At 40.4% G+C, this 23728-nt stretch carries 24 protein-coding genes; 3 read left to right on the top strand and 21 right to left on the bottom strand.

Annotated features, from left to right (window positions below):
• Window positions 1–82: 82 nt before the first annotated feature.
• The 12 genes from E2R51_RS05230 to E2R51_RS05285 all read right to left on the bottom strand — a co-directional run bounded on the left by E2R51_RS05230 (window position 83) and on the right by E2R51_RS05285 (window position 14224).
• Complete coding sequence (locus E2R51_RS05230) at window positions 83–1558, bottom strand: UDP-N-acetylmuramoyl-L-alanyl-D-glutamate--2,6-diaminopimelate ligase (protein ID WP_133375958.1); 1476 nt, start codon at window positions 1556–1558, stop codon at window positions 83–85.
• A 63-nt stretch (window positions 1559–1621) separates the two neighbouring features.
• Window positions 1622–3544 carry a stage V sporulation protein D gene (locus E2R51_RS05235; RefSeq protein ID WP_483299900.1) on the bottom strand — a complete coding sequence of 641 codons (1923 nt, stop codon included), beginning with the start codon at window positions 3542–3544 and terminating at the stop codon, window positions 1622–1624.
• Window positions 3545–3653: 109 nt separating this feature from the next.
• The gene (locus E2R51_RS05240; protein ID WP_133375959.1) at window positions 3654–5867 is read right to left on the bottom strand and encodes a penicillin-binding protein; all 2214 of its coding nucleotides are present in this window, start codon (window positions 5865–5867) and stop codon (window positions 3654–3656) included.
• Window positions 5864–6220, bottom strand: a complete 357-nt coding sequence (gene ftsL, locus E2R51_RS05245) for a cell division protein FtsL (RefSeq protein ID WP_133375960.1) — start codon at window positions 6218–6220, stop codon at window positions 5864–5866. The genes E2R51_RS05240 and ftsL overlap by 4 nt, the downstream gene beginning before the upstream one ends.
• A gap of 27 nt (window positions 6221–6247) precedes the next feature.
• Window positions 6248–7183 (bottom strand): 16S rRNA (cytosine(1402)-N(4))-methyltransferase RsmH, encoded by a 936-nt coding sequence (rsmH, locus tag E2R51_RS05250; protein ID WP_133375961.1) that lies wholly within the window; start codon window positions 7181–7183, stop codon window positions 6248–6250.
• A gap of 28 nt (window positions 7184–7211) precedes the next feature.
• A complete protein-coding gene (gene mraZ, locus E2R51_RS05255; protein ID WP_133375962.1) occupies window positions 7212–7643 on the bottom strand; it encodes a division/cell wall cluster transcriptional repressor MraZ in 432 nt (143 codons plus the stop codon).
• A gap of 253 nt (window positions 7644–7896) precedes the next feature.
• Complete coding sequence (gene bshC / locus E2R51_RS05260) at window positions 7897–9516, bottom strand: bacillithiol biosynthesis cysteine-adding enzyme BshC (RefSeq protein ID WP_133375963.1); 1620 nt, start codon at window positions 9514–9516, stop codon at window positions 7897–7899.
• 80 nt (window positions 9517–9596) lie between these two features.
• Window positions 9597–9989, bottom strand: a complete 393-nt coding sequence (locus E2R51_RS05265) for a DUF3397 domain-containing protein (RefSeq protein ID WP_133375964.1) — start codon at window positions 9987–9989, stop codon at window positions 9597–9599.
• The gene (locus tag E2R51_RS05270) at window positions 9986–10888 is read right to left on the bottom strand and encodes a ketopantoate reductase family protein (protein ID WP_133375965.1); all 903 of its coding nucleotides are present in this window, start codon (window positions 10886–10888) and stop codon (window positions 9986–9988) included. Before E2R51_RS05270 ends, E2R51_RS05265 begins: the two co-directional genes overlap by 4 nt.
• Before the next feature lie 131 nt (window positions 10889–11019).
• Complete coding sequence (locus E2R51_RS05275) at window positions 11020–12561, bottom strand: acyl-CoA carboxylase subunit beta (protein ID WP_133375966.1); 1542 nt, start codon at window positions 12559–12561, stop codon at window positions 11020–11022.
• 101 nt (window positions 12562–12662) lie between these two features.
• Window positions 12663–12875: a biotin/lipoyl-binding carrier protein gene (locus E2R51_RS05280; RefSeq protein ID WP_133375967.1), complete on the bottom strand. Its 213-nt coding sequence runs from the start codon at window positions 12873–12875 to the stop codon at window positions 12663–12665.
• Between the two features lie 2 nt (window positions 12876–12877).
• A complete protein-coding gene (locus tag E2R51_RS05285) occupies window positions 12878–14224 on the bottom strand; it encodes an acetyl-CoA carboxylase biotin carboxylase subunit (RefSeq protein ID WP_133375968.1) in 1347 nt (448 codons plus the stop codon).
• A 225-nt stretch (window positions 14225–14449) separates the two neighbouring features.
• Between E2R51_RS05285 and E2R51_RS05290 the strand changes: the two genes are divergently transcribed.
• Window positions 14450–14923: an N-acetyltransferase gene (locus E2R51_RS05290; RefSeq protein ID WP_133375969.1), complete on the top strand. Its 474-nt coding sequence runs from the start codon at window positions 14450–14452 to the stop codon at window positions 14921–14923.
• A 48-nt stretch (window positions 14924–14971) separates the two neighbouring features.
• Here E2R51_RS05290 and E2R51_RS05295 read toward each other — a convergent pair whose 3' ends face one another.
• From E2R51_RS05295 to E2R51_RS05310, 4 genes are all read right to left on the bottom strand, one after another.
• On the bottom strand, window positions 14972–15595 hold the full coding sequence (locus tag E2R51_RS05295; protein WP_133375970.1) for an RsfA family transcriptional regulator: 624 nt from the start codon (window positions 15593–15595) through the stop codon (window positions 14972–14974).
• Window positions 15596–15677: 82 nt separating this feature from the next.
• Window positions 15678–16451 carry an enoyl-CoA hydratase/isomerase family protein gene (locus tag E2R51_RS05300; RefSeq protein ID WP_240732961.1) on the bottom strand — a complete coding sequence of 258 codons (774 nt, stop codon included), beginning with the start codon at window positions 16449–16451 and terminating at the stop codon, window positions 15678–15680.
• 191 nt (window positions 16452–16642) lie between these two features.
• Entirely contained in the window at window positions 16643–16816 is a 174-nt protein-coding gene (gene rpmF / locus E2R51_RS05305) for a 50S ribosomal protein L32 (RefSeq protein ID WP_133375971.1), read from the bottom strand.
• A gap of 59 nt (window positions 16817–16875) precedes the next feature.
• Window positions 16876–17427 (bottom strand): YceD family protein, encoded by a 552-nt coding sequence (locus E2R51_RS05310; protein ID WP_133375972.1) that lies wholly within the window; start codon window positions 17425–17427, stop codon window positions 16876–16878.
• Between the two features lie 230 nt (window positions 17428–17657).
• Between E2R51_RS05310 and E2R51_RS05315 the strand changes: the two genes are divergently transcribed.
• Complete coding sequence (locus E2R51_RS05315) at window positions 17658–18866, top strand: nucleotidyltransferase (RefSeq protein WP_133375973.1); 1209 nt, start codon at window positions 17658–17660, stop codon at window positions 18864–18866.
• Between the two features lie 73 nt (window positions 18867–18939).
• Here E2R51_RS05315 and E2R51_RS05320 read toward each other — a convergent pair whose 3' ends face one another.
• Together E2R51_RS05320 and E2R51_RS05325 are read right to left on the bottom strand one after the other, a co-directional pair.
• Complete coding sequence (locus E2R51_RS05320) at window positions 18940–19989, bottom strand: SepM family pheromone-processing serine protease (RefSeq protein ID WP_133375974.1); 1050 nt, start codon at window positions 19987–19989, stop codon at window positions 18940–18942.
• Window positions 19979–20779, bottom strand: coding sequence for a patatin-like phospholipase family protein (locus E2R51_RS05325; protein ID WP_133375975.1), 801 nt, complete (start codon window positions 20777–20779; stop codon window positions 19979–19981). The genes E2R51_RS05320 and E2R51_RS05325 overlap by 11 nt, the downstream gene beginning before the upstream one ends.
• A gap of 149 nt (window positions 20780–20928) precedes the next feature.
• On the opposite strand from E2R51_RS05325, the gene ylbJ reads away from it, so the two are divergent.
• A complete protein-coding gene (ylbJ, locus tag E2R51_RS05330) occupies window positions 20929–22107 on the top strand; it encodes a sporulation integral membrane protein YlbJ (RefSeq protein WP_133375976.1) in 1179 nt (392 codons plus the stop codon).
• Window positions 22108–22133: 26 nt separating this feature from the next.
• Here ylbJ and coaD read toward each other — a convergent pair whose 3' ends face one another.
• The 3 genes from coaD to E2R51_RS05345 all read right to left on the bottom strand — a co-directional run bounded on the left by coaD (window position 22134) and on the right by E2R51_RS05345 (window position 23675).
• The gene (gene coaD / locus E2R51_RS05335) at window positions 22134–22619 is read right to left on the bottom strand and encodes a pantetheine-phosphate adenylyltransferase (RefSeq protein ID WP_133375977.1); all 486 of its coding nucleotides are present in this window, start codon (window positions 22617–22619) and stop codon (window positions 22134–22136) included.
• A gap of 3 nt (window positions 22620–22622) precedes the next feature.
• Complete coding sequence (rsmD, locus tag E2R51_RS05340; protein ID WP_133375978.1) at window positions 22623–23192, bottom strand: 16S rRNA (guanine(966)-N(2))-methyltransferase RsmD; 570 nt, start codon at window positions 23190–23192, stop codon at window positions 22623–22625.
• Window positions 23193–23354: 162 nt separating this feature from the next.
• Window positions 23355–23675, bottom strand: a complete 321-nt coding sequence (locus E2R51_RS05345) for a hypothetical protein (RefSeq protein WP_133375979.1) — start codon at window positions 23673–23675, stop codon at window positions 23355–23357.
• Between the last annotated feature and the right edge of the window lie 53 nt (window positions 23676–23728).

Raw genomic sequence — 23728 nt, forward strand, 5'->3', positions numbered from 1 at the left:
GATTCACACCTAAAAGTTAAGGTACCGGGACCTGTGTTTTAGGATGAAATAATTAGTACCCTGCATTTGATTTTCTCATTAATTAATTTTTGCTGAATCGCTTTTTAAGCAGTTGACAGGCAACTTGTTTATCATCGAATGGATAAGCTTGATCCCCAATCACCTGCACTTTTTCATGTCCTTTGCCAGCTATTAGAATGACATCATCTTCACACGCCATTCCGATCGCATAAGCAATAGCCTCTTCCCGATCCAAAAGGACGGTGTAGGTTCTGCCCGGCACCCCTTTTTCCATATCCTTTATAATATCCAACGGCTTTTCACTTCTCGGGTTATCCGAGGTGAATATAACATCCGTGGCATACCCGCAAGCCACTTTAGCCATTAAGGGCCTTTTGGAACGGTCTCTGTCCCCCCCGCAGCCAACAACTACGAACGTGCGGTTCGCATTCATTTTCACAATTGCCTGCATAACATTTTCCAGGCTGTCGGGGGTGTGGGCATAATCCACAATAACAGTAAATGGATGGCTGCCCTCCACAATTTCAAATCGCCCCGGGACACTTTTCATGTTCTCAAGCCCCTTTGAAATAACCTCCAGCGGAATTCTTTTCGCAAATGTAGCAGCAATTGAAGCCAGTGCATTATAAACATTAAACACACCCACTACCGGCATCTTTATTTTGATTTTCCCTACCGGCGTATGAGCAAGAAAAGAGGTAGAGTGTCTTCCGTACTGAATATCGCTTGCATAAACATCAGAAGTGTTATGAAGCCCGTAAGAGATGATATGCGCAGACGTAGCCTGACTAATCATTTCCGAGAAAGGATCGTCATCATTAATGATGGCGAACTTTGGAAGGTCCTTATAATGGTGATGGCCAAGTTGTGAAAACAGCAGGCTCTTGGACCATCTGTAGTGGTCCATGGAACCGTGATAGTCCAGGTGGTCTTGCGTCAGGTTTGTGAACACCGCTATATCTATATCACAGCCAAACAGTCTTCCCTGGGCCAGGCCATGGGAAGATACTTCTATAATTGAGGTAGTCACATTGTTTGATAAAAAGGACGAAAGCGTCTGCTGCAATACCAGACTGTCAGGCGTGGTATTTACTGAAGCTTTAACCTCCTGCCCCTGCTTCATGTATAACGTGCCGATTACACCCGTTTTTTCGCCTGCATATTCCACTATTGATTGAATCATATGGGAGACAGTTGTTTTGCCATTTGTACCGGTTACTCCAATGACATTCATTTTATAGCTGGGGTAGTTGTAAAATAAATTAGTAATCTGAGCAAGTGCATGCCTTGGGTTGCGAACCTGAATAACAGGAACCGGCAGGGATAATTCAATATCGCATAATACAGCAGCTGCCCCGCTGCTTACAGCCTCTGCAATAAAATCTTTTCCATCTCTATTCTCGCCTTTAATGGCAACAAAAAGCGTCCCGTTTTTCACATTTTTATGATGATGGGATATCTCTTTTATCACCGGATCGCAGGCAGGTCCTCTCATTTCATAAAAAGGCAGACAACTTGCCAACTCCGAAAGCTTCATCTCTTCAACTCCTAACTGTAGTGCCTGAACAGATAACATTGTAAAAATCGCGTTTACTGCTCCTTATTCATCTCCCATCATGACCCGTATAGTCGTTCCCTCGTTCACGGTAACATTCGGTTTAGGAGATTGCTCAATAACCTTCGATCCTTTCCCCTCAACCTCCAGCTTTAATGGCAGCAGCATTTCTTTTAAATCTTTTGTAGAAGTGCCGATTAAGTCAGGCACTTTATACGTAACAGGGTCCAGCCAGTTCACTTCTTTTTCTACTTGTTCTGTTCTGGGTTTTACCCCCAATGACCGGAGGCCGTCTTCTAAAATATTTCCTACGATTGGAGCTGCTACTACACCGCCGAATTGCACCGTGTTTTTCGGATGGTCAACCGCAAGATAAACGATCAATTCCGGGTCATCACTTGGAGCAAAACCGATAAAAGAAACAATATAGCTGTCTTCCATATATCGGCCGTCTTTTACTTTTTGTGCAGTACCTGTTTTTCCTCCAACCCGGTATGTGTCTACATAGGCTCCTCTTCCGGTTCCTTGCGCCACTACCGTTTCCAGTGCTTCACGAACTTTTTTTGAGGTCTCCTCAGAGATCACCTGTCTTTTCATTTTAGGTTGAATCTCTTTTACCGTCTCTCCTGTTTCGCCATCAGTCCATTTTTTTGCGATATGCGGAGTCGGCAAATAGCCCCCATTTATCGCAGCGGAAACTGCCGTTATCTGCTGAATAGGTGTTACAGAAACACCTTGTCCAAATGCAGTAGTGGCATGCTCAAGCGGTCCAACGCGCTCCATGGGAAAAAGAATACCGCTTGCTTCTCCCTGCAGATCAATTCCTGTTTTTGCACCAAACCCAAACTGATTAATATAATCAAATAATTTTTCCTTCCCCAGACGGTTTCCCAGTTCAATAAAGCCGGGGTTGCAGGAATTCTGTACAACCTCCAGAAAAGTTTGCTGTCCATGCCCTTCCCTTTTCCAGCAATGAAGATGCGTGCCGGCAATTTCTACAGACCCTGAATCATAAAATTGATCTTTTTCCAAATCAACCTTACCTTCTTCAAGAGCGGCAGCGAGGGTAATGATCTTAAATGTAGAGCCCGGTTCATACGTACTCCAGATTGGTAATATGCGGTTATAAATATCCGGATTCGTATCCTGAAATGAAAGGGGATGAAAATCCGGTCTGCTTGCCATACCCAGCACTTCACCCGTTTTTGGATTCATAGCGACTGCAAGCATCTGATCAGGGTTATATTGTATTTGAGCGTTAGTTAATTCTCTTTCCAGAATCGACTGGACTTTGCTGTCGATCGTTAGATACAAATCATTCCCTTTGACTGGCTGATTGTAATTTGCAGTCATTCCCTCCATATCTCTTCCTTTGGCGTCTGTGTATAAATCAATGGCCCCTTTTTCTCCGTTTAACATATCGTCATGCATCAGTTCAAGACCTGATAACCCCTGATTGTCCACACCTATAAACCCAAGCACATGAGACAGTGTACGGCCATTTGGGTATTCCCGTTCAAAATCATCAGCCACATAAACACCTTTAAGCTTTGCTTCTTCGATTTTCCTCACCTGTTCAAAAGATAGCTTGCGCCCTTCCGGATGCAGCTTTTCCATCGATCCTTTTCGTCCAACAAACTCAGTCGCTTTTTCCAGCGGCATGTCCAATATCTCAGCAAGGATTTCCGCTGTTTTTTTGCGGTCCTCTATTTGCCTTGGAATGATAAACAGGCTGGGGGCCAGTTTATTGGCCACAATAGGTTCTCCGTTTCTGTCATAGATAAGGCCTCTCTGCGCTTCCATTGGCAGTTCTCTGCTCCAGCTGTTTAATGCTTTAGATAACAATGTATCGTGTGATACAAATTGCACGATAAACATTCTTCCGGTAAGAACCACTACTCCGGCTAAAAATAACAGCAGTGCCACAACCAAACGTTTTCGAATTATTCTGATCGGTGTCTTTTTCAAGGAGTACAATCCTCCAGCTTCGTAATAATCAGACTATATGAGTTTAAAGAGTTAGACATGACAAAAAAAACCTTTTCTAAACGTATGACACGTCTAGAAAAGGTTTTAATTAATCCTGTGGAAGTTCCTCAGCAGATTCTTCCCCGGAATCATTTTGCTGTGCATTTTGCTGCTGTTCATGAGATTTAAAAGATACAATTAACGGCTCATCTCCGGCAATTTGCGCGCCGGGTTGAATGCTTTGCTTATCAAGATAACCCGAACCGGACATGCTGAGCTTTAGTTTTGCAAGGGAGGCCACTTTGGTTACATCCCTCACGGACCAGCCGGTCATATCCGGTATGGTTACTTTGCCGTCTGTCCGCAATATAAGTTTTTCTCCAGCAAGCATGGAGGCACCTTTAACAGATTGAGTGACAACTTTATTTCCATTTCCAAGTATTACTGGAACAATTCCTTTTTCTTCTAAAGATGATTTAACTTTTTCTATTGATTCTCCATTAAAATCTTCAATTTCCACTGCTTCTTTTGATGCAGTTTCTGCAGGCTGGATATTCAAATATTTAAGGCTGTTCAGCATAACAGGATTAAATACTTTTGACACCGGCACAGAACCTATTTCTGTTTCAGGAAGTGTCGGCTGCTGAATAGCAATATAGACAATCAATTCAGGATCATCAGCAGGTGCCATACCCATAAAGGAAAACAAATAGTTTTCTCTTCCCTGCATATACTTGCCTGTAGCTGGATCAGGGATTTGCGCAGTTCCTGATTTGCCCGCAACATCGTAGCCTTGAACAGCAAATGGTTTGCCAGTCCCGTTTTCTGATGTAACGGTGGATGCAAGATACTCCCTTACCTTGGCAGCTGTGTCTTTGGAAATCGGTTCTCCAGAGACCTCAGGTTCTCCTTCATGGACAGTTTTTTTGGAGTTTGGATCCACAATTTTTGAAATGACATAAGGTTTCATCATTTTTCCGTCGTTAGCGATTGCTGTTTGAGCCTGAATCATCTGCAGCGGTGTAACGGTGGTTCCCTGTCCAAATACAGTTGTAACCTTTTCAATCGGCCAGTGATAGAGTATATTTCCCGCTGCTTCGTTAGGTAAATCAATACCAGTTTTTGAGCCAAAACCAAATTCATGAAGATACTGTTCGTACCGTTCTTCTCCCATTTGTTCAAGCAGTTTTGCAAATGCAACGTTGCTCGAGCGCTGAACTCCTTCAAGATAACTGATTTCTCCCCAGCCAGCTCCATTATTATGGTCGCGGATAAGCGTGCCTAACACATCATACGAACCGGATTTATACGTGGCATTCGGGTTGAAAACACCTTCTTCCACAGCAGCTGCAAGTGAATAGGATTTAAACGTCGAACCAGGTTCAAAGGTGCTTTCAACAATTTGGTTATACCAGTTATCATTAAGCCCTTCCCTTGTGTCCGGATTGAAAGTCGGCCGCTGGCTCATAGCCAGAATTTCTCCCGTTTTAGGATCTGCCACAATTCCATACATTTGCTTAGGACTATATTCGTCAGCAACCTGGCTCATTGAATCTTCTAAAAAGGTTTGGATTTTTTTATCCAATGTTACATATACATCATTTCCATCTTTAGCTTTTTCAATTTTTTCATCGCCCATAGGAAGCAAATAGCCTCTGGCATCTTCCTCTTTGGATAATTTTCCGTTTTTCCCCTCTAGATACTTGTTTAAATTCCGCTCGATGCCCATCTGACCGACGGTTTCAATTGTTCCATCTTCCTGTTCCTCCGGTTGAGCAAAGCCAATTAAATGGGAGGAAAAGCTGCCATTAGGGTAAAATCTCTTTAAATCCTGCAAAAATAAAACACCAGGAAGATTTTCATCCTCGATTTTATTCTTCACCTCTAAAGGAATGTCTTTTCCTTCTGCACCGAATTCCACCTGGAACGCTTCTTCCTGCTGTAATTTCTTCAGAATTTCATCTTCCGGCATTTCAAGATATTCTGCTAAAACGGATGCAGTTTTTTCGGGATCAACCACATGACGCGGATCATCTACATTGGTTGTCATATCCTCATTTAAAATTGCCACTAATTTGTAAGTGGCCGTATCCTCGGCAATCACTTCTCCATTGCGGTCTACTATCTTTCCTCTTTCAGCCTCCAGAATTTGCTCCCTTGCATATTGGGCCTGTGCCTGTGCAGCTAAATCTCTTCCTTCTGCTTCGCCAGTGATTTGAAGTGTTAAAAAACGTGTAAGTAAAACAAAAAAGAGAGCACCGAATACCATAAACAGCAGGTAGGCTCCCCAATTTTGTTTTATTGCTCTTGCAAATTGATTCATGGCTGCTGTACAACTTTCACATTTGTTTCATCTAACGTAAGCCCCAGTTCTTTGGCCTTTTCCCATACACGTTCGTATGTACTCATCTGGCTAACCTGGATGGAAAGGTCATGATTAACTGTTTGCTGATTGACGATTGTGGTTTCAAGATCCTGTATGTCTTTGTTTGTACTGTAAATCTCTGCTTGAGCTGTAATGATTTGAAGACTTGCAAAGCAGATAAATGCAACAAATAACATTGCAATTAACTTTTCCCCGGGTGTAAATGTCGATGTTCTGTGTTTAACGACTTTTACTTTTTTTACTTTTTCAGTAGTCTGATATTCCCTGTACTGTCTTGCGGAGTTTGCCACTCTAGTTCCCCCTGTCAATAATATAATTTATCTGTTTTTTTCTACTATACGGAGTTTAGCCGATCTTGAACGGTTATTCTGTTCCAATTCTTCTTCGCTGGCAAGGATAGGTTTACGGGTAATGAGTTTTAATAACGGCTTATACTCATCTGGAATAATAGGAAGGCCGTGTGGCAATTCCGGTCCTTGTGCTGCTTTTTTAAACATCGTTTTACAAATGCGGTCTTCTAAAGAGTGAAACGTGATTACACTGATACGACCGCCTGGCTTGATAAGATCAATGGCTTGTTCCAGCGAATCCTCCACAACACCAAGTTCATCATTTACTGCAATCCTGATTGCCTGAAAAACTCGTTTCGCCGGATGTCCGCCCTTTCTTCTTGCAGGTGCTGGTATGCCTTCTTTAATCAATTCCACTAACTCAGCTGTGGTTTCAATAGGTTTCTTTTCCCTTGCAGCCTCAATTTTACGTGCAATTTGCTTGGAGAATTTTTCTTCGCCATACCTGTAAAAAATTCGAACCAGATCTTCAAACTTCCATTCATTCACAACAATTTTTGCTGTAAGGAAAGCTGTTTGATCCATCCTCATATCCAAGGGAGCATCATTATGATAGCTGAATCCCCTTTCTGGAGTATCAAGCTGGGGAGAAGAAACGCCTAAATCGTAAAGAATTCCATCAACTTCATATACTTCGTGCTTATTTAGTTCCTCTTTTAAAAAACGAAAATTTGATTGAATAAATGTAACTTGTCCAGCATAGTTTTTCAGTTTTTCCTTTGCGTGAAAAATAGCTGTTTCATCTTGATCAAAACAATATAAATGACCTTCAGAGGATAATTGAGACAATAAATATTCACTATGACCGGCCCCTCCAAGGGTACAGTCTACATAAATCCCATCAGGTCTGATGTTTAATCCATCAACGGTTTCTTTTAATAATACAGTCGTGTGGTCGAACATTGGGGTCACCTCTATACTTCTTCTAAGTCTATAAATCAAAATCAATGAGGTTTTCTGCAATCTCTGCGAATGAATCTTCAGATTGAGCTAAATAATCATCCCAAACTGATTGTCCCCATATTTCAATTCGACTTGATACGCCAAGTATCATACATTCTTTTTCGATTTTTGCATAGTCAAGTAAATTTTTAGGTAAATTTATCCTGCCTTGTTTGTCAATCTCACACTCTACAGCTCCAGAAAAGAAAAATCGGGCGAAAGCACGGGCATCTTTTTTGGTAACGGGAAGCGAACGAACTTTTTCTTCGAGACGTCGCCATTCCTCCATAGGATAGCCGAAAAGACACTGATCGAGTCCTCTGGTAACTACGAAGACATCTTCTACATGTTCACGGTGTTTTGCAGGGATGATTATGCGTCCCTTTGCATCAATATTGTGCTGATATTCTCCCATGAACATGCGTCTTTCCCACCTCTCCACCTAAATGTACCACAGTCCCCCACTTCGCACCACTTCTTTTTGTTATTCTAACACAACTGTAATAATGTGAACCAGCTAAAATAAAAAGAATATTCTAACTTTTATAGTTCTAATTGTACAAATCCCAATCTGGCAGTACTTCAAGCGATAATTACAGACAAAAAAACAGCTGGAAATCCTTTTCGGGATCCAGCTGTTCTGTGATTGAACATTTTGTGAAAATCAACGCGATCTATAAAAATACAACCTTATGCGAATGATCAAATTCATACTCAATATTGCTTATAGAATGCACAAATTCATATCCATATCGGTTTATAAAATAAAAGATATTCCATATTCTTTCCTGCGGGCCGTTTTCAGGACGAAGGCTTGAAGAAATACGATCATACTTTTTTAAGGTTACTTCATGTTTAAAGGAGATATAATGATCTGACTTCTTTTTTAAAAAAGCGAGTTGCTTCTGATGAATGGATAAATTTTTAGTAACAATAGGTAAGAGACCTGCGTGCAATTCACCAGCTTTTGATTGAATTTTTTCATATTGCTCATCAAGAAGCTTTTCCGTTTCGTCTATAAATTGATCCATTTTTTCGTCTTTTACACTATTCCAGAATTTCGCTCTTTCCATGTCGGTTCCCTGCATCAAAACTTCCTTTAAATCCATTTCCAGTTCGTCAATTTTTTGTTTAACGTCCCGTTCAACAAGGGTGATCGAGAGCCTTGGAACAATCGGAGGCATATTGATTTCCATTTTTTCAAATGCTGTTTTAAGCTCAGCCCAATACGCTATTTCTCCAGGTCCTGCAATAAATGCCAGACTTGGAAATAACCACTCCTGCATCAATGGTCTTGTCACTACATTATTGCTGAACCTTTCAGGCTCATTATCCATCAGCTCTATCAGCTCATCATAAGTGAATGTTATATGCCCCTGTTTATCACTGAAACCATGTTCAGTCCTATACAGAAGTACACGTTCCTCATTGATTGTAATAAATAAATTTACTGCATTTGAAGCGATTTCGATTAAGGGCTTAAAGTTATGCTCTTTTATTTTGGACTGCTGCTGGAGTACACTCTGGGTCAGCTTCTCACTTTGATAAAGAAGGCTTTTAAAAAATGGTGCCTCAAGTTTACGAAGAGATGGATCTGCCGCATCAATGACAAGGAGTCCATCATCTTTAAACATATCCATAATAATATAAGCAAAAAGCTTGGATAGTGATGTGGCCTGTTCGATTGCAGCGTCCAATTTTGAAAGCAATTCCTTCGTGTGGACAGTTTCTCCAAAATCACGCAAAACTGACCTTACCCACCTTTTCATTGTATCGGAATCATATTCAATTGAGGAAGCCATTCTTTTATCTGCAATGCGTTCAGGATATCCTTTTTTGTTCATTTGACCATCAGATTCGATAAATAAATGATTAATTTCCAGGAAATCATGATCTTCCCCAGCAATCCAAAAAACAGGGAGTACTGGGGTATTTAATTTCTTTTCCTGTACTTTTGCCAGCTGAACGATCGAGATCACTTTATGTATGGAATAAAGAGGACCTGTCAGCAATCCGGCCTGCTGCCCGCCGATAACTACCAGACCATCCCTTCTTAGCTTATCTAATGAATGCTGCACTGCTACTCCAGCAGGTAAATCCTTCATATAATTTTCTATGCAATCAGCAAGATCCTTCCGATTAAACGAACGGTCCTGCAGTTCTTTTTTTCTAGCGTTAAAAGCTTCCTGGCCATCATACCCATTATGAAAAAACGAAAGAACTTTTTCATCCTGATTTAAGTAACCAGAGGTAAAAGGCTGAATCGCAGGAAGCTTCACATTTTCCAGTAACATAGATCAAAAACCCCTTTATCCGACATTTGTCCATAAAGAGTATAGCACCTGACAGTAAAAATAAGAAAGAAGTTGCTTGCTCAGATGACTACGGCATAAATTACAGCTTGAATCAGTCCATATAAAACGATGACTCCGTGTATGAAGATAAAAATTACAAAATTCAAACGCCAATATCCTTTAAAAATCTTATGCCAATAAAAATCAGGATCATTTTTCCATAAAAAAAACGACAGAAAAATACCGACTAATGCCATTACAATAAGAATTGCCCATAGCAGTGAAATTTCCCATATTGTTAAAATAAGAAAATAAACCGATCCGATTGCAAATGGAGTAGTCCCATAGACAGCAACATTGACTGCATTTTTATGATGCTTAGTAATTAACTTCGTGCAGGTGAACAGGATGACATAAACACCGGTCGGCAGGATCATGAAAATACCCAGCAGAAATGCAATGAATTCGCTCAACCTCTAATCCCCTTTCCATATTCAATTGCACATATACCATCATAAACAAACTGTAATAAAGGTACGGTAATCTGTTTCTCTTTTGCAGTCTTTAAAGCAAAACCGATTATGGCATCCACTTCTGTTTTGCGATTGGATTGAAGATCGGCACTCATGGATGAGGTGTTCTTTGAAGTCTCATCACATAAACTTTCAACATCTTTAAGCGTCAGCATGTGTTTCATTTGTGGAAATAACAGCATTGTTTCAGAATAAAGGTGCTGCAAATTTTTATTTAAAAAAGGGTTGGTCAATAATTCACCATTTTTGACTTCGAATAGCGAAGTCAGAGAATTAATTAAAATGTTTTTAATCAGCTTTTCGAGAAGAAGAGATTGATAATCTGTCCAAAAACTGACTGGAAATGAGGGGTCGGAAGACTGTAAAAAGTTAATGCAGTCCATGTTTCCTCGGAATGCTGCAATTTTCCAGGCTCCAATTCCATTATGGCGAACCTCGGTTGGGGATTCCTTTTTTACACCATGTTCAATTGTACTGACAAATAATTGAGTATTAGCAAGACCGGACATGAATTCAATGTGCCCCATGCCATTTTGGGCAAAAATAAGTGGTATATCCCCTGGAATGCTTGCCAGCATTTTTTTTAACGACTCTAAATGATATTGCTTTACTGTAACAATCACGCAATCTGCTTTAAATTCATGGGGTAAACAAACACCGGAGACAACAGTACTTGAAGTGATCTCAACCTGATCAGAATGAACGTGGATTCCTTTTAAATTAATTTCACCGCTTTGATGCTTTTCACGTGCTACCAAAAATATCTCGTGACCAGCAGATACCAGCTTAGCGGAAAATAATAGCCCAATAGCACCGGCACCAATTACTGCAATTTTCATTTAATCACCTTCTTAAGATTAGTCTAGCAAATCTCTCGATCATAAAATAGAAAAATAATTCCAGGTTTTAAAAAAACTTTACACCGTAGCCGCCTTATAAAAGGCTGGTGTAAAGTTTCTGTCCCCGTTAGTTAGACAGGATAAACCGAATGTTTTTTAGGAGCATGAACAATTTCTTTAGATGCATAGTAGTCAAAACGGTTAATCAGTTCACCCCTCAGATCATTCGGATCTATAATGTCATCAATAATCAGCTCAGAAGCAAGACGGTAAATATCAATTTCTTCTTTATACTCCTGATGCTTCTGCTGAACAAATGCCATTCTTTCCTTAGGATCCTCAATTGCCTGTATTTTGTTTGAATAAACCGCATTAACCGCTGCTTCCGGCCCCATGACAGCAATTTGAGCTGTTGGCAGAGCAATGCAGCAATCGGGTTCAAAGGCCGGGCCGGACATAGCGTAGAGTCCTGCTCCATATGCTTTGCGGACGATGACTGATATTTTTGGAACGGTCGCAGAACTCATCGCTGCAATCAGCTTGGCGCCATGACGAATAATACCTGCTCTTTCTACCTTGGTTCCAATCATAAAACCGGGAACATCCGCTAAAAATAACAAAGGAATATTAAATGCATCACATAATTGAATAAATTTAGCCGCTTTATCTGCTGAGTCAACAAACAATACCCCGCCTTTAACTCTTGGCTGGTTTGCAATGATCCCCACAGGTCTGCCATCCAGACGGGCTAAGCCGGTTATAAGTTCTGGTGCGAATAATTTTTTTATTTCAAAAAAACTTTCTCCATCCACTAAAGTATTGATTGCGTCATACATATCAAAAGGTGCATTTTGATTTTCAGGTATCAAATCTTTCAGCGCCTTGTCAGAAGACGGCATAATGGGTTCTTTTTTTGGCACAGCTGCATTAAAATTTGTCGGCAGGTAGCCCAAATACTGCTGAGCCTTTTGAATTGCTTCTTCTTCATTTTGTGCCAGTATATCCCCGCATCCGCTGACAGAACAATGCATTCTTGCCCCGCCCATTTCCTCCAGCGTAACCTTTTCACCAATAACTTTTTCAGCCATCCGCGGCGAACCCAAATACATGGAAGCATTGCCGTCTACCATGATGACAATGTCACAAAACGCCGGTATGTAGGCTCCTCCAGCCGCAGAAGGTCCAAATAACAAACAAATTTGCGGAATTGTACCTGACAAGCGAACCTGATTATGAAAAATCTTCCCCGCACCCCGGCGGTTTGGAAACATATCAAGCTGATCGGTAATTCTGGCTCCAGCTGAATCCACAAGATACAGCAGGGGTATGCGCAGTTTTTCTGCTGTTTCCTGGATGCGGATGATTTTTTCAACCGTTCTTGCTCCCCATGAACCCGCTTTTACTGTTGAATCATTTGCCATTATGCAAACTGGTCTTCCGTCAATTTTACCGGTACCGGTTACGACACCGTCAGCAGGCAAATCTCCTGCGCTTTGATTTGCAAATAGTCCATCCTCCTGGAATGTATCTTTATCTATAAGCAATTCAAGCCTTTTTCTAACAAATAATTTCCCTTGTTCTGCAGACTTCTCATGGTATTTAGCCTGTCCGCCTTGTTTTACCTTAAAAATAGTTTCCTCCAGCCGATCCTGATTCGTTATACGCTGACTCATCTTTATTCCTCCTTCTGCTTATAATGATCGCTCCGTTAAACACGACTGTTATTATTTGTACATCACCGATTGACAAACAACAGACCCATTTAACAAATTCTTTATGATAAAACGACTAAAATATCGCCTTCATTTACAAAATCCCCAACCGCTACTTTTATTTCACCAACTGTGCCGTCTGTTTGTGCATCAACAGGTATCTCCATTTTCATTGATTCCAGCACCAGTACAGTTTGTCCTGCAGCTACATTATCACCTGCTCCTACTAAGACCTGAAATACAGTACCTGCCATTGATGATTGAATTTCCTTCATAATTAAATCTCTCCTTTTACAATTTGTAATAATGACTGAGTATGGTAATTTCCCTGATTAAAGGTACTAGATTGAAGAAGCGTTAAAAACAAAGGTATATTTGTTTTTAGTCCTTCAATTTTCATCTGCTGAAAAGCCCTTCTGGATTTTTCCAGACATTCATCCCTTGTTTCAGCATGAATAATTACTTTTGAAATCATAGGATCATAATAAGGGGTTACTTTGTTGCCTTCTGCATACCCATGATCAACTCTGATGCCGAGACCGGTCGGATAAGTAATGGCTGTCAAATCACCCGGAGACGGGAAAAAGGTAACCGGATCCTCTGCATAGATGCGATACTCGACCGCATGACCGAGTTCTTTAATCTGCTTTTGTTCGGTTACAGGCAAGGGCTTATTTTGAACTGTAAGCAGCTGCCATTCAACCAGATCGGTCCCAGTAATCATTTCCGTGACAGGATGTTCGACCTGCAGCCGTGTATTCATTTCAAGAAAATACGCCTTTTCATTTTCGTCTACAATCATTTCAATTGTTCCTGCATTTTTGTAACCAACAGCTTTTGCAGCACGAATCGCGATATCAAATATATTCTGGCGTGCTTCTTCAGATAAGCCTGGTGAAGGGGATTCTTCCACCACTTTTTGATTTCTTCTCTGCATGGAACAATTGCGTTCAAACAAATGAAAAATATTGCCCAGATGATCTCCAAAAATCTGAACCTCAATATGTTTGGCGTTCGCTATGTATTTTTCGATGAAAAGAGTGCCTGATCCAAAGTAAGCCTGGGATCTTTTTTTGGTAGACTCGAAGTGCTGATTGAGCGCTTGCTCATTGTCGCAGCGAATCATTCCTACTCCGCCGCCTCCGCTGCTTGCTTTTAACATAACTGGATATCCAGCATCTTCAGCAAAAGCACGGGCTGCCTCCAGGTCAGCAGATTCGCTTTCCTGACCAGGAACAACCGGAACGCCTGCCTCTATCATTGTTTTTCTGGCTTCAATTTTGTCTCCCATCCGTTGGATAATAGAAGAATCAGGCCCGACAAAATGAATACCTGCCTCTTCTACACTTTTGGCAAATGCAGCATTTTCAGATAAAAGACCGTATCCAGGGTGGATTGCGTCTACATTTTCCTTTTTTGCAATTTCGATTATCGTTTCCATTTTTAAATAGGATTGCGCCACTGGTGCCGGTCCAATTAAATAAGACTGATCCGCTTCCTTGACAAATGGAAGCTCTTCATCCGCTTCTGAATAAATAGCAACTGTTTCAATATTCATTTTTTTACAGGTTTGGATAATTCGGAGTGCAATTTCTCCCCGATTTGCTATTAAAAGTTTTTTCACCAGACTACCCCTTTCAATTTAACTATTATGCTTTGAATCAAGTAAATCATTATCCCCTTTCTCTATTGTAAACGCTTTCTATTGAAATGTGCAGAATTTTTTGTCTGGTTGTTATATAATAATAATAAATACTGTCTATTATTGCCCAGGAGGGTGAAAAAGGTACATTACCGGTACATTACCTTTCAGGCATATGCAGTGAATAGCTATAAGGGGTGTTAGGGAATGGCATTTAAAGTAGAAAATCTTCGCATCAACTATAAGACACTTGAGGATTTTAATAAGTTCAGAGAAATTGGCTTACAAGAGTTATCGATGAAAGAAGAGTTGGAAACAAATATGGTTGAAAATGAGAGCGAGTCTCCATTTTACGGGATTTACCTCGGAAATAAACTGATTGCCCGTATGAATCTATACCGACGCGATGCTCGTTTTGATCTTTACTTTGAACCTGCTCAGGATTATTTGGAACTGTGGAAACTGGAAGTTCTTCCTGACTATCAAAAAAAGGGATACGGAGCCCAAATGGTCGAATTTGCTAAAAGCTTTGGACTGCCAATTAAAACGAACCCTAGAGTTCAATCTCATGATTTTTGGGAAAAAATGGGATTCGAGAAAGTAACCTATAATATGAATCGTGACCTTGGCCAAAATCCATTGGTTTGGTATCCACCCGGAGTTACAGAACAACAACAATAGCAAAAAAAAGAGGATGGCAGATGCCTTCCTCTTTTTCTATCTTCGGATTTATAAATCCACAGCCTCTCCCTGCTCAGCTCTGGATGTGCTCCGGTTTAATCGAAACAAGTTGCCGTTTGGCTCCATTTTAAAAACCGGGGCTTCAGTGTAAGACTCTTCTTTCCCTTCAGCTACACCTAATTTGCGCGCTTTCTCAATCAGATAGAGTAAAGCCCTGTAATCTTCCTCAAGTCCCTGAACTTTCATTTCTAATTTTTCTTTTTCTTTATTCACTTGCTCAAGTGACTTTTGAGCAGTATGGTACTTTTCCTCCCAATCAGCTGTTTGATCGTGAGAGGCAATACGTTCCATCCATTTTGCCAGCTGTCTGGTCATCTCTTCAGCAGACCACTCCAAAGGAGAATTGGGAAGTGGTTTTATTTGATTTTGATTCGATGAAGTCTTTCTACTAGCATATCGTTCTTTTTTTGCCTGATCGATTTGCTTTTGACATTCTTTACGTATACAAGAGTTCCATCTAAACCCGCATGCTGCAGGTGTTCGGTTTACCTTTTGGGCAATTTCCTCAAAAGCCCGCAGCTGAGTACTTCCATTGCGAATATGTGAAAGCACAGCATCTTCCAGCCATTGATCTTCTTCTCTTGTCCAGCCGTCCTGTCTAACCTTCATCATCTCTATGACCCCCTAGTAATATTGAATCTACTTTTAGTCTATGCAAATACAATAGGAAATAGACACAAAAAAACACGAAAATTTAAGATTTCGTGTTTTTAAGAGAGGAAGAGTTTAAGAATTGTTCCACAGCGTCATGGTGTTCCTGCTTTTCCCATAACCTGGAGCATTCCATAATTTCTGAAGATATTTGATCCTGCAAGTCTTCTCTTTTCCATTTTTTGATCAGCATTTGTTTATAAGCAACTAATACATGTACATTTTTTAATAAGATAGGATTTAATAATTCTAAAACATGGTTAAAAGACTGATCTTCCACCAAGTAGTCAATAAAACCATTTTCATGCAAGTCTTTCGCCTGATAAACGCCAGCTGTAGTAAGCATGTGAAGAGCCTGGCTTGGAACTAATCTTTCATAAAGCAGGGTTCCGCCTCCCCACCCTGTTGTAATAGCAAGATTCGCCTGAATAAATCCCATTTTTGCACACGAATGTGCAATTCTGAAATCACATGCAGCCGCTAGTTCACATCCTCCGCCTATTGCTGTTCCGTTAATTAATGCGATCGTGACCTTTGGGAGAGTAGCCAATTCGTATATAATTGCTCCCATCTTTGATAGCATAAAATGTGCTTCCTGCTGCGTTCTGAGAGAATGAAACGCTTCAATATCCCCTCCGGAACAAAATGCAGAACCGGTTCCTGTAAGAACCAATGCTTTTATTTGATCCTGTTCCTTCGTCATATCAATTGCTTTTTTTAAACCGTCCATAACGTCATAATTAATTGCATTTCTTTTTTCTGGGCGATTAATTTTAAATAGCAGTACATGCTCCATTGTCTCAATCTGATAGCACAAAACTTCTCCCCCTATCGCTCCTTGTTCAGTTTGATTGTACCACTCCTTTTCAGACAATTTAACCCATCAAAAGTTCGAAAAAATTATTTTTATGAGGGCGGGGTGGCTGCCAATTTGCACATTAAAAAACCTGCTGGAGAGCCATGGCCTCTTCAGCAGGTTTTTTATGCGAACTGTCAGATACAGTTCAATTATTTGCTTACAACTTCCTTGCCCTTATATTGTCCGCACGCTTTACACACGCGGTGAGAAAGCTTCATTTCTCCGCAGTTAGAGCATTCAACCATACCTGGCACTGACAATTTGAAATGCGTACGACGCTTTCTCTTTGCAGTTTTTGATGTTCTTCTAAATGGTACCGCCATGTTTCCCACCTCCTTATAGAGAGTGATTGTAAAATGAACGATCGATGAAGGTTCATGTTTTACGTATTTTTGTTGTCGTTGAAAAACTTCGCAAGATCAGCTAAACGTGGATCCGTTTTAGGCTGTTCTGATTGTTCCTTTTCTCTTTCAAGTTCAAGTTCTTCTTCAGACAGTACTTCCCAGCCATTGCCGTTTAGCATGCCTTCCTCTTCCATTGCTTTATCGCTAAAGACCTGTAAGGGGATTTGCAGAATAAGAATTTCCTCAATAATTGGCTTCAGATTTATAACGTCACCTTCTAAAAGATGCGTTTCCTCTTCGTAGCCCTCTTCCGCATAGGAAGGATTGAGTAGAAAGGTTTCTGTTGTATCTAGTGATACTGGATAAGGAACATCCACAAGCGTTCTTGCACAAGGAAGTGTCAATGTGGCTTCAATGTGTAAGTGAAACGTAATCTTAGCCGAGCTAATATCTGCTCGTCCGGTTACTTGAACGGGACTTACATTTCTTATCTCCGAATTGCGCTTAGGCAATTCTTGCAATTCGATCGTTTCGTCTATTGGGAACGCTTCGTTACGAAATTTTTGTAATTGAATGATTGACCATTTCAAGTCTGATCACCTCAAGGCACAAAGTTGATTATATTCCCTTGCATAGGGAATGTCAAGATTTTTTCTTTACAACATAATGTGTAAAAATCAGCAAATCTTTTAATAAACTGTTTCAATAACCATGTGAAAAGATCGATGCTTCCAACCATCGAGCCCAAATGCTATTATAACGTAAAAGAACCCTGCTATAAAGCGAAAAATATTTTACATAAAAGAAAGGCGGACTGCACGTGAAAGCAACCGGTATCGTAGTTGAATATAATCCATTTCATAACGGTCATTTACTCCATGCTACAGAGTCCCGCAAGATCACAAACAATGAAATCTTAGTAGCAGTCATGAGCGGACCATTTCTGCAAAGAGGAGAGCCTTCACTTGTTTCAAAGTGGGCCAGAGCGGAAATGGCGCTAAAAGCAGGAGTCGACATTGTAATTGAGCTGCCTTACGCTTTTGCTGCCCAGCATGCGACCCATTTTGCTTCCGGTGCCGTCCGCTTATTAGATGCCATAGGGTGTGATTCTTTATGCTTTGGCAGCGAGGACGGCACTGTTGAGCCTTTTATTGAACGAATGAACTGGCGGAAAGAGAATCTTTCACTTTTAGATGAAAAGATTAAATTCTTTAATACTGAAGGTTTAAGCTATCCTGCAGCTGTTGCTAAAAGTTATGAAGTGCTAAATGAGCAAAACCCCCTGTCCCTGGATTTATCACTGCCCAATAATATGCTGGGCCTGCAGTATGTAGAGGCAATTAATCAATATGCACAGACAATCAAACCGTATACAATTAAACGCCAGAAATCAGGTTACCATGAGTCTGAATTACATACTGAAAAAATATCCAGCGCCACTAGTATCCGTAAAGCAATTTTTGAATCTTCGCTTCCAGAAATCAATGACCACCTTCCGGAAACAACGTATCAGATACTAGATCAATACTATAGGCAATTCGGACAATATCATCACTGGGAAAATTACTGGCCATTGCTGCAGTTCAAATTGCTGTCCCATACTCATGAAGAACTGCGGGACATTTATGAAATCGAAGAAGGAATTGAGTACAGGCTCACCGATGCTGCAAAAATCAGCACATCATTTTCAGACTTCATGAAAAGCGTTAAAACGAAAAGATATACTTGGACCCGTATTCAAAGGATGCTCACCCACTTGCTGACTCATACAAAAAAAGAAGAAATGATTGATTTAAATCCTTCGTATATAAGACTTCTCGGAATGAATAAAAATGGAAGGGCCTATTTAAACAAACATAAAAAGGACTTTTCTCTTCCTATGATCAGCAGGGTTGGCCGGGAGGATGAAGAAATGCTGTCCCTGGATCTTAGAGCAAACAGAATATATGCTATGGGACTTCAAAACCCAATGGCCAGAAAAAAGATGCTCCTTGCAGATTTTAATCATCCTCCGGTTATGTTAGATTAGTTAAAAAACCAATTGTAAATAATTCCGTACCAAAAAATGCCCTGCCGAACATATTTTGTTCGACAGGGCATTTTTAACTTTGTCTCTCTAATGATTCAAGGTATTCAAGAGCATCATCAAACGTTTTAACCGGGACAATTTTCATTGATGACCCAATATCTTCTGCTGTTTTTGCAGCAGATTCATAATTTGTTAAAATATTGGGATCTTTTTTAAGTATATCCTCAGGTATCGTATCATCCGGAGCAAAGAATATATCAATTCCCTGACTGTCGGCAGCAACAATTTTTTGGTCAATACCGCCGATTCTGCCGACTTCACCCTCAGAGGAAATGGTTCCTGTACCAGCAATATTATATCCTTTCGTTAAATCCTCCTCGATTAACTGATCATAAATTTCAAGAGAATACATCAGCCCCGCTGAAGGACCCCCTATTTCATCTGCATCTATTTTAACCACAGGATCAGTCTCTACTGACTTGTCGTCCACAAGGGAGATTCCAAGCCCAATTTGTTCAGGCATCTCTGGAAATGCTTTTAATGTCAGCTCTTCCTCAATAATTTCCCCTTCCCTGTCAACTGTTATGCTGACAGTGTCGCCTTTTTTCTTTTTAGATACATATTCAATAAATTCTTCAGATGATTTAAACTCCAGGTCGTCTATCCCTGTAATCCTGTCACCTGCTTCCAGCAGCTTTTCTGCGGGCATATCCGGATAAACATTAAGTACATAAATGCCCCGATAAGTATAAGAATAATCTGCATCTGCTTTTTTAAACGCAACTTCAATTGCCTGCGTAGCTGAACTCTCCATTAAATGCAGCTGTCTCACAGAATACTCCTTATCGCTTTCGTGTGGGTTGCGGACCTGCTCTATCGGATAAATGACTTGATAATCATCAAATTTAGCCCAGATATAAGCAAAAATATTTGCCTGAACCTGTGAAACCGTCATTAGTGAAAAATCCCCTTCGCTTTCGGTGCTGTTATCTACCTCTACAATATCATCCAGCGCAAAGGCACTTCCGGGCTTTTGAACATAAAAAGGTAGCGTATAAAAACTTGCAGATAAAAATAGTAAAGTAAAAGCAAGAAAAATTGCTAGCCAAACTTTATTTTTCATTGATCAGTTGATGCTCCTTCCACTTTCTAATCGACTCCAATATTGCCGGTAACGCTTTTTTAGCTTCGTCCTCGCCAAGCCGAATGATGTCAGCGGCCTGCTGAAATGTTTTCCCGCCAAACTGTTCTACTTTCGGGCTCATAAGAACATCAGCTGTTGATGATTTATAGCGCAATACCTCCGACTGCAAAATATCAATACTCTGCATTATGACATCATAAATGGTCGTTATTTCGGCATTCCTTTTAACCTGTGAAACATCTACCCCAATCACGATATCGGCGCCCATTTCACGGACTACTGTTGAGGGAACCCGATCAATAACTCCTCCGTCAACCAATAGGCGGCCATCTACTTTTTCAGGCACAAAAATGCCCGGCACAGAAATACTGGCTCTCACCGCTACATCAATAGGGCCTGATTTGAACACAACCCGCTCCGCTTTTACAATATCGGTCGCGACAATGGATAGCGGGATTTTAAGATCCTCCAGTAATTTTTGATGAGTAAACAACTTAATAAATTGTTTGATTTTTTCGCCTGATATAAACCCCATCCTGGGTACAGTGAGATCAACAAAAAATTTACTTCGGAACGTGTTGGCCAGGCGGTATAAATCCTCCAGATCATGTCCGGCACAAAACATAGCTCCTACCAGGGATCCCATGCTGCTGCCTGCAATCATATCGACAGGTATTTGTTCATCCTGCAGAACCTTTAATACCCCTAGATGGGCAAATCCTCTGGCTCCGCCTGAACCCAATGCAAGACCGATCTTTGGTTCCATTATTTTACCCTCCCAGACCCAAACGTTCTATTATCTAATAACTATCATATGGTATAGAAAATGAATAATTGCATTTATTTTACCATTGTATTTATGGGATAGAAATGAATTCCCATCACTCATAGTGGTTATACGAGAGGATCGTAACAAATATGACACAACGTATTGCCCCTCATCTATTTTCCGCCGGAATATTTTTTTGTTTGATAGGACTTATTATTTACCCGGAAGAATCACTTGATGCTTCCTCAAAAGGATTAGAACTGTGGTGGACAATTATTTTCCCATCCCTTCTTCCTTTTTTTATTTTAGCGGATCTTCTCCCCCGTTCAAACTGGACCTATGTATTGGGCAGGATTCTTGAGCCGGTAATGAGGCCGGTATTTAATGTTTCGGGACAAGGCGCACTGGTATTGCTCTTAGGCTTCTCATCAGGATTTCCAGTTGGCGCAAAGTTATCCGTTCAATTATACAATGACGGAAAAATAAGCTTAGCTGATGCTCAAAGGCTTGTCTGTTTCACAAACGGAGCAAGTCCCATTTTTATCATGGGCGCGATTGCAGCAGGTATGCTTCATACACCAAGCATTGGACTGCTCTTACTGCTGGCACACTATCTGGGGAACATATTAATTGGCATGCTGGCGGGTAGAATGATTAGTGATAAAAAAGATAAGCCTGCTAAACGGCCATTTAAAACTTTATCTAAAGAGACTTCTTTTGGCGGAGTACTTCAAACTGCTGTAGCCACATCGGTTCAACAGCTTTTAATTATTGGCGGGCTCATTATCTTTTTTTCAGTTATCAGCACATTAGCATCGAAATTCCAATTATTTAATTTTCCGCTTTTAATTCTGAATAAATTAAGTGAGTGGATGCATCTATCAAATGAATGGACCACTGGCTTTTTGCTTGGTGTTCTGGAGATTTCCAATGGGACAGCACATGTAGCTCAATATGAAAATGATTTTATGATTAAGTGTGTCATTGTACTGGCAATCATTTCGTTTGGAGGATTTTGTATCCATGCACAAATTATTGCTTGCATCCATCAAACTGACATTAAGTATTCCCCTTTTTTCCTTTTCAGATTATTACATATGGTGGTATCGCCCGTTATTTTTATTCTTTTCGTCTATTTAATTAAATCATTCCCGTTTTCTCTTCCGCTATTAGGGTTGGAAGTTTCAAAATCGACCGTACAATCGTGGCCGGCAGCACTGCTGGAGTGGTTTATTACTTACGGTCCATTCATAAGTATCGGAGCAATCATGACTGCGCTGGCTATCATGATAAAACAGCTTAATGATAATAAAAAGGCATGGAGATAACCGATTATCGGTTTCTCCATGCTTTTTTACATCTTTATATATCTTTGTTGAAGTGCTTTTTCCACCTGGGGAGGAACAAGCTCTGAAATGTCTCCGCCATATTTAGCTACTTCTTTTACAATGCTTGAACTTAAGAAAGAGTATTGATTATTGGTCATGATAAAAAAAGTTTCCAGTTCTTCATACAAAACCCTGTTCATGGACGTAATCTGCATCTCATATTCAAAATCAGAAACAGCACGCAGTCCTCTTATAATTGCATTTGCCTTAACTTCCCTTGCATAATTAACGAGCAGGCCCTGGTAAGAGTCAACTTTTATATTGGGAATGTCTTTTGTAACCTCTTTTATTAATTCCATTCTTTCATTAACCGAAAAAGCCGGTTTTTTAGAAGAATTGTTCAACACAACGATATGTAATTCATCAAATACTTTCGCCCCTCTGGATATGATATCCAGATGTCCATAAGTAATCGGATCAAAACTGCCGGGGCATACTGCTCTGCTTGCCATTAACTATTCCTCCTTGTCCCTGTCGCTATATTGATAAATCGTAATAACTGTCCCTCCATACGTCTCTGAACGGACACATGAAAAGGATCCGATATGTTCAGGCATGGCGGCTTCAGTATCATGTTCACACATAATCAGTCCCTCGGGAAGCAGCAGTCCATATTGATGGATGCTGTTGATCAAATCTAACAGCTTTTGTTTTTTATATGGAGGATCCAAAAAAATACAGGTAAATTGAATACCTCTTTTAGAAACCGCTTTCAACGCTCTCTCTGCATCATTCCTGAAGACCTCTGAACGGTCAGAGTACTGACAGCGGGTAATATTCGTTTTGATCGTTTGTATGGCCTCACGGTCACGATCAATGAATACTGTTTTATCGAGCCCTCTGCTGAGAGCCTCAAGTCCCAGGCTGCCGCTGCCTGCAAATAAATCCAGTCCCCAGCCTCCGTTAAAGTATGGACCAATCATATTAAAAATCGATTCTTTCACTTTATCCGTGGTCGGCCTTGTATTCATGCCGGGAACCGCTTTTAATTGAATTCCTTTTTTGTCACCTGAAATAATTCTCATTCCATCACCACTTATTCATTTATGTCGAACATAATCCTACCATATTTTATCCTCACATGCCATTTCCTCTTATCCTTATGCTGCAGTAATGGAACTGCCTCCATTAACTAGTTATCAAAAAACACAAAAAGGCAATGTTTATAATAACATTGCCACAAATAGTCAGCCATCGATATCATGGGAAATAAAACCATAAAGTTCTTTTCCATCAAGCGGATCTGCCTCTACAAACTGCATCACAAATTCAACCCAGTTACCATTGACATCAAAAGCTCCCTCAACTTCCTTTTGAAGGCCATCCAGGGATAAAGACATCCATTCTTCTTTTTGAGCAAGCGAAATTACTCCGTTCACTGCCAGGGCAGTAATAATGGCAGATACAAGCCAGGAATCATACTCAGATTCAGGCAACGGAGAATCTTTAATTGGCACAAAATACAGGACAATTAATAAAATGATCACGATTAAACCAGCGATGTCCAATTTAATCACCCCTTTAACCAATAAAGTTAACAGAATTGAAGATAGGTTAGAAA

The organism is Jeotgalibacillus sp. S-D1 (assembly GCF_004358665.1).
In the GTDB taxonomy this organism is placed as follows: Bacteria; Bacillota; Bacilli; order Bacillales; family Jeotgalibacillaceae; genus Jeotgalibacillus.

Bases quoted from the DNA above. Each gene is read 5' to 3' on its own strand.
- E2R51_RS05295 (WP_133375970.1), bottom strand. From the start codon at position 15,595: ATGATGAAGGTTAGACAGGACGGCTGGACAAGAGAAGAAGATCAATGG.
- E2R51_RS05290 (WP_133375969.1), top strand. From the start codon at position 14,450: ATGGCATTTAAAGTAGAAAATCTTCGCATCAACTATAAGACACTTGAG.
- rsmH (WP_133375961.1), bottom strand. From the start codon at position 7,183: ATGTTCGACCACACGACTGTATTATTAAAAGAAACCGTTGATGGATTA.
- mraZ (WP_133375962.1), bottom strand. From the start codon at position 7,643: ATGTTCATGGGAGAATATCAGCACAATATTGATGCAAAGGGACGCATA.
- rsmD (WP_133375978.1), bottom strand. From the start codon at position 23,192: ATGAGAATTATTTCAGGTGACAAAAAAGGAATTCAATTAAAAGCGGTT.
- E2R51_RS05270 (WP_133375965.1), bottom strand. From the start codon at position 10,888: ATGAAAATTGCAGTAATTGGTGCCGGTGCTATTGGGCTATTATTTTCC.
- ylbJ (WP_133375976.1), top strand. From the start codon at position 20,929: ATGACACAACGTATTGCCCCTCATCTATTTTCCGCCGGAATATTTTTT.
- bshC (WP_133375963.1), bottom strand. From the start codon at position 9,516: ATGTTACTGGAAAATGTGAAGCTTCCTGCGATTCAGCCTTTTACCTCT.
- rpmF (WP_133375971.1), bottom strand. From the start codon at position 16,816: ATGGCGGTACCATTTAGAAGAACATCAAAAACTGCAAAGAGAAAGCGT.
- E2R51_RS05275 (WP_133375966.1), bottom strand. From the start codon at position 12,561: ATGAGTCAGCGTATAACGAATCAGGATCGGCTGGAGGAAACTATTTTT.
- E2R51_RS05230 (WP_133375958.1), bottom strand. From the start codon at position 1,558: ATGAAGCTTTCGGAGTTGGCAAGTTGTCTGCCTTTTTATGAAATGAGA.
- coaD (WP_133375977.1), bottom strand. From the start codon at position 22,619: ATGGCAAGCAGAGCAGTATGCCCCGGCAGTTTTGATCCGATTACTTAT.
- E2R51_RS05240 (WP_133375959.1), bottom strand. From the start codon at position 5,867: ATGAATCAATTTGCAAGAGCAATAAAACAAAATTGGGGAGCCTACCTG.
- E2R51_RS05280 (WP_133375967.1), bottom strand. From the start codon at position 12,875: ATGAAGGAAATTCAATCATCAATGGCAGGTACTGTATTTCAGGTCTTA.
- E2R51_RS05320 (WP_133375974.1), bottom strand. From the start codon at position 19,989: ATGAAAAATAAAGTTTGGCTAGCAATTTTTCTTGCTTTTACTTTACTA.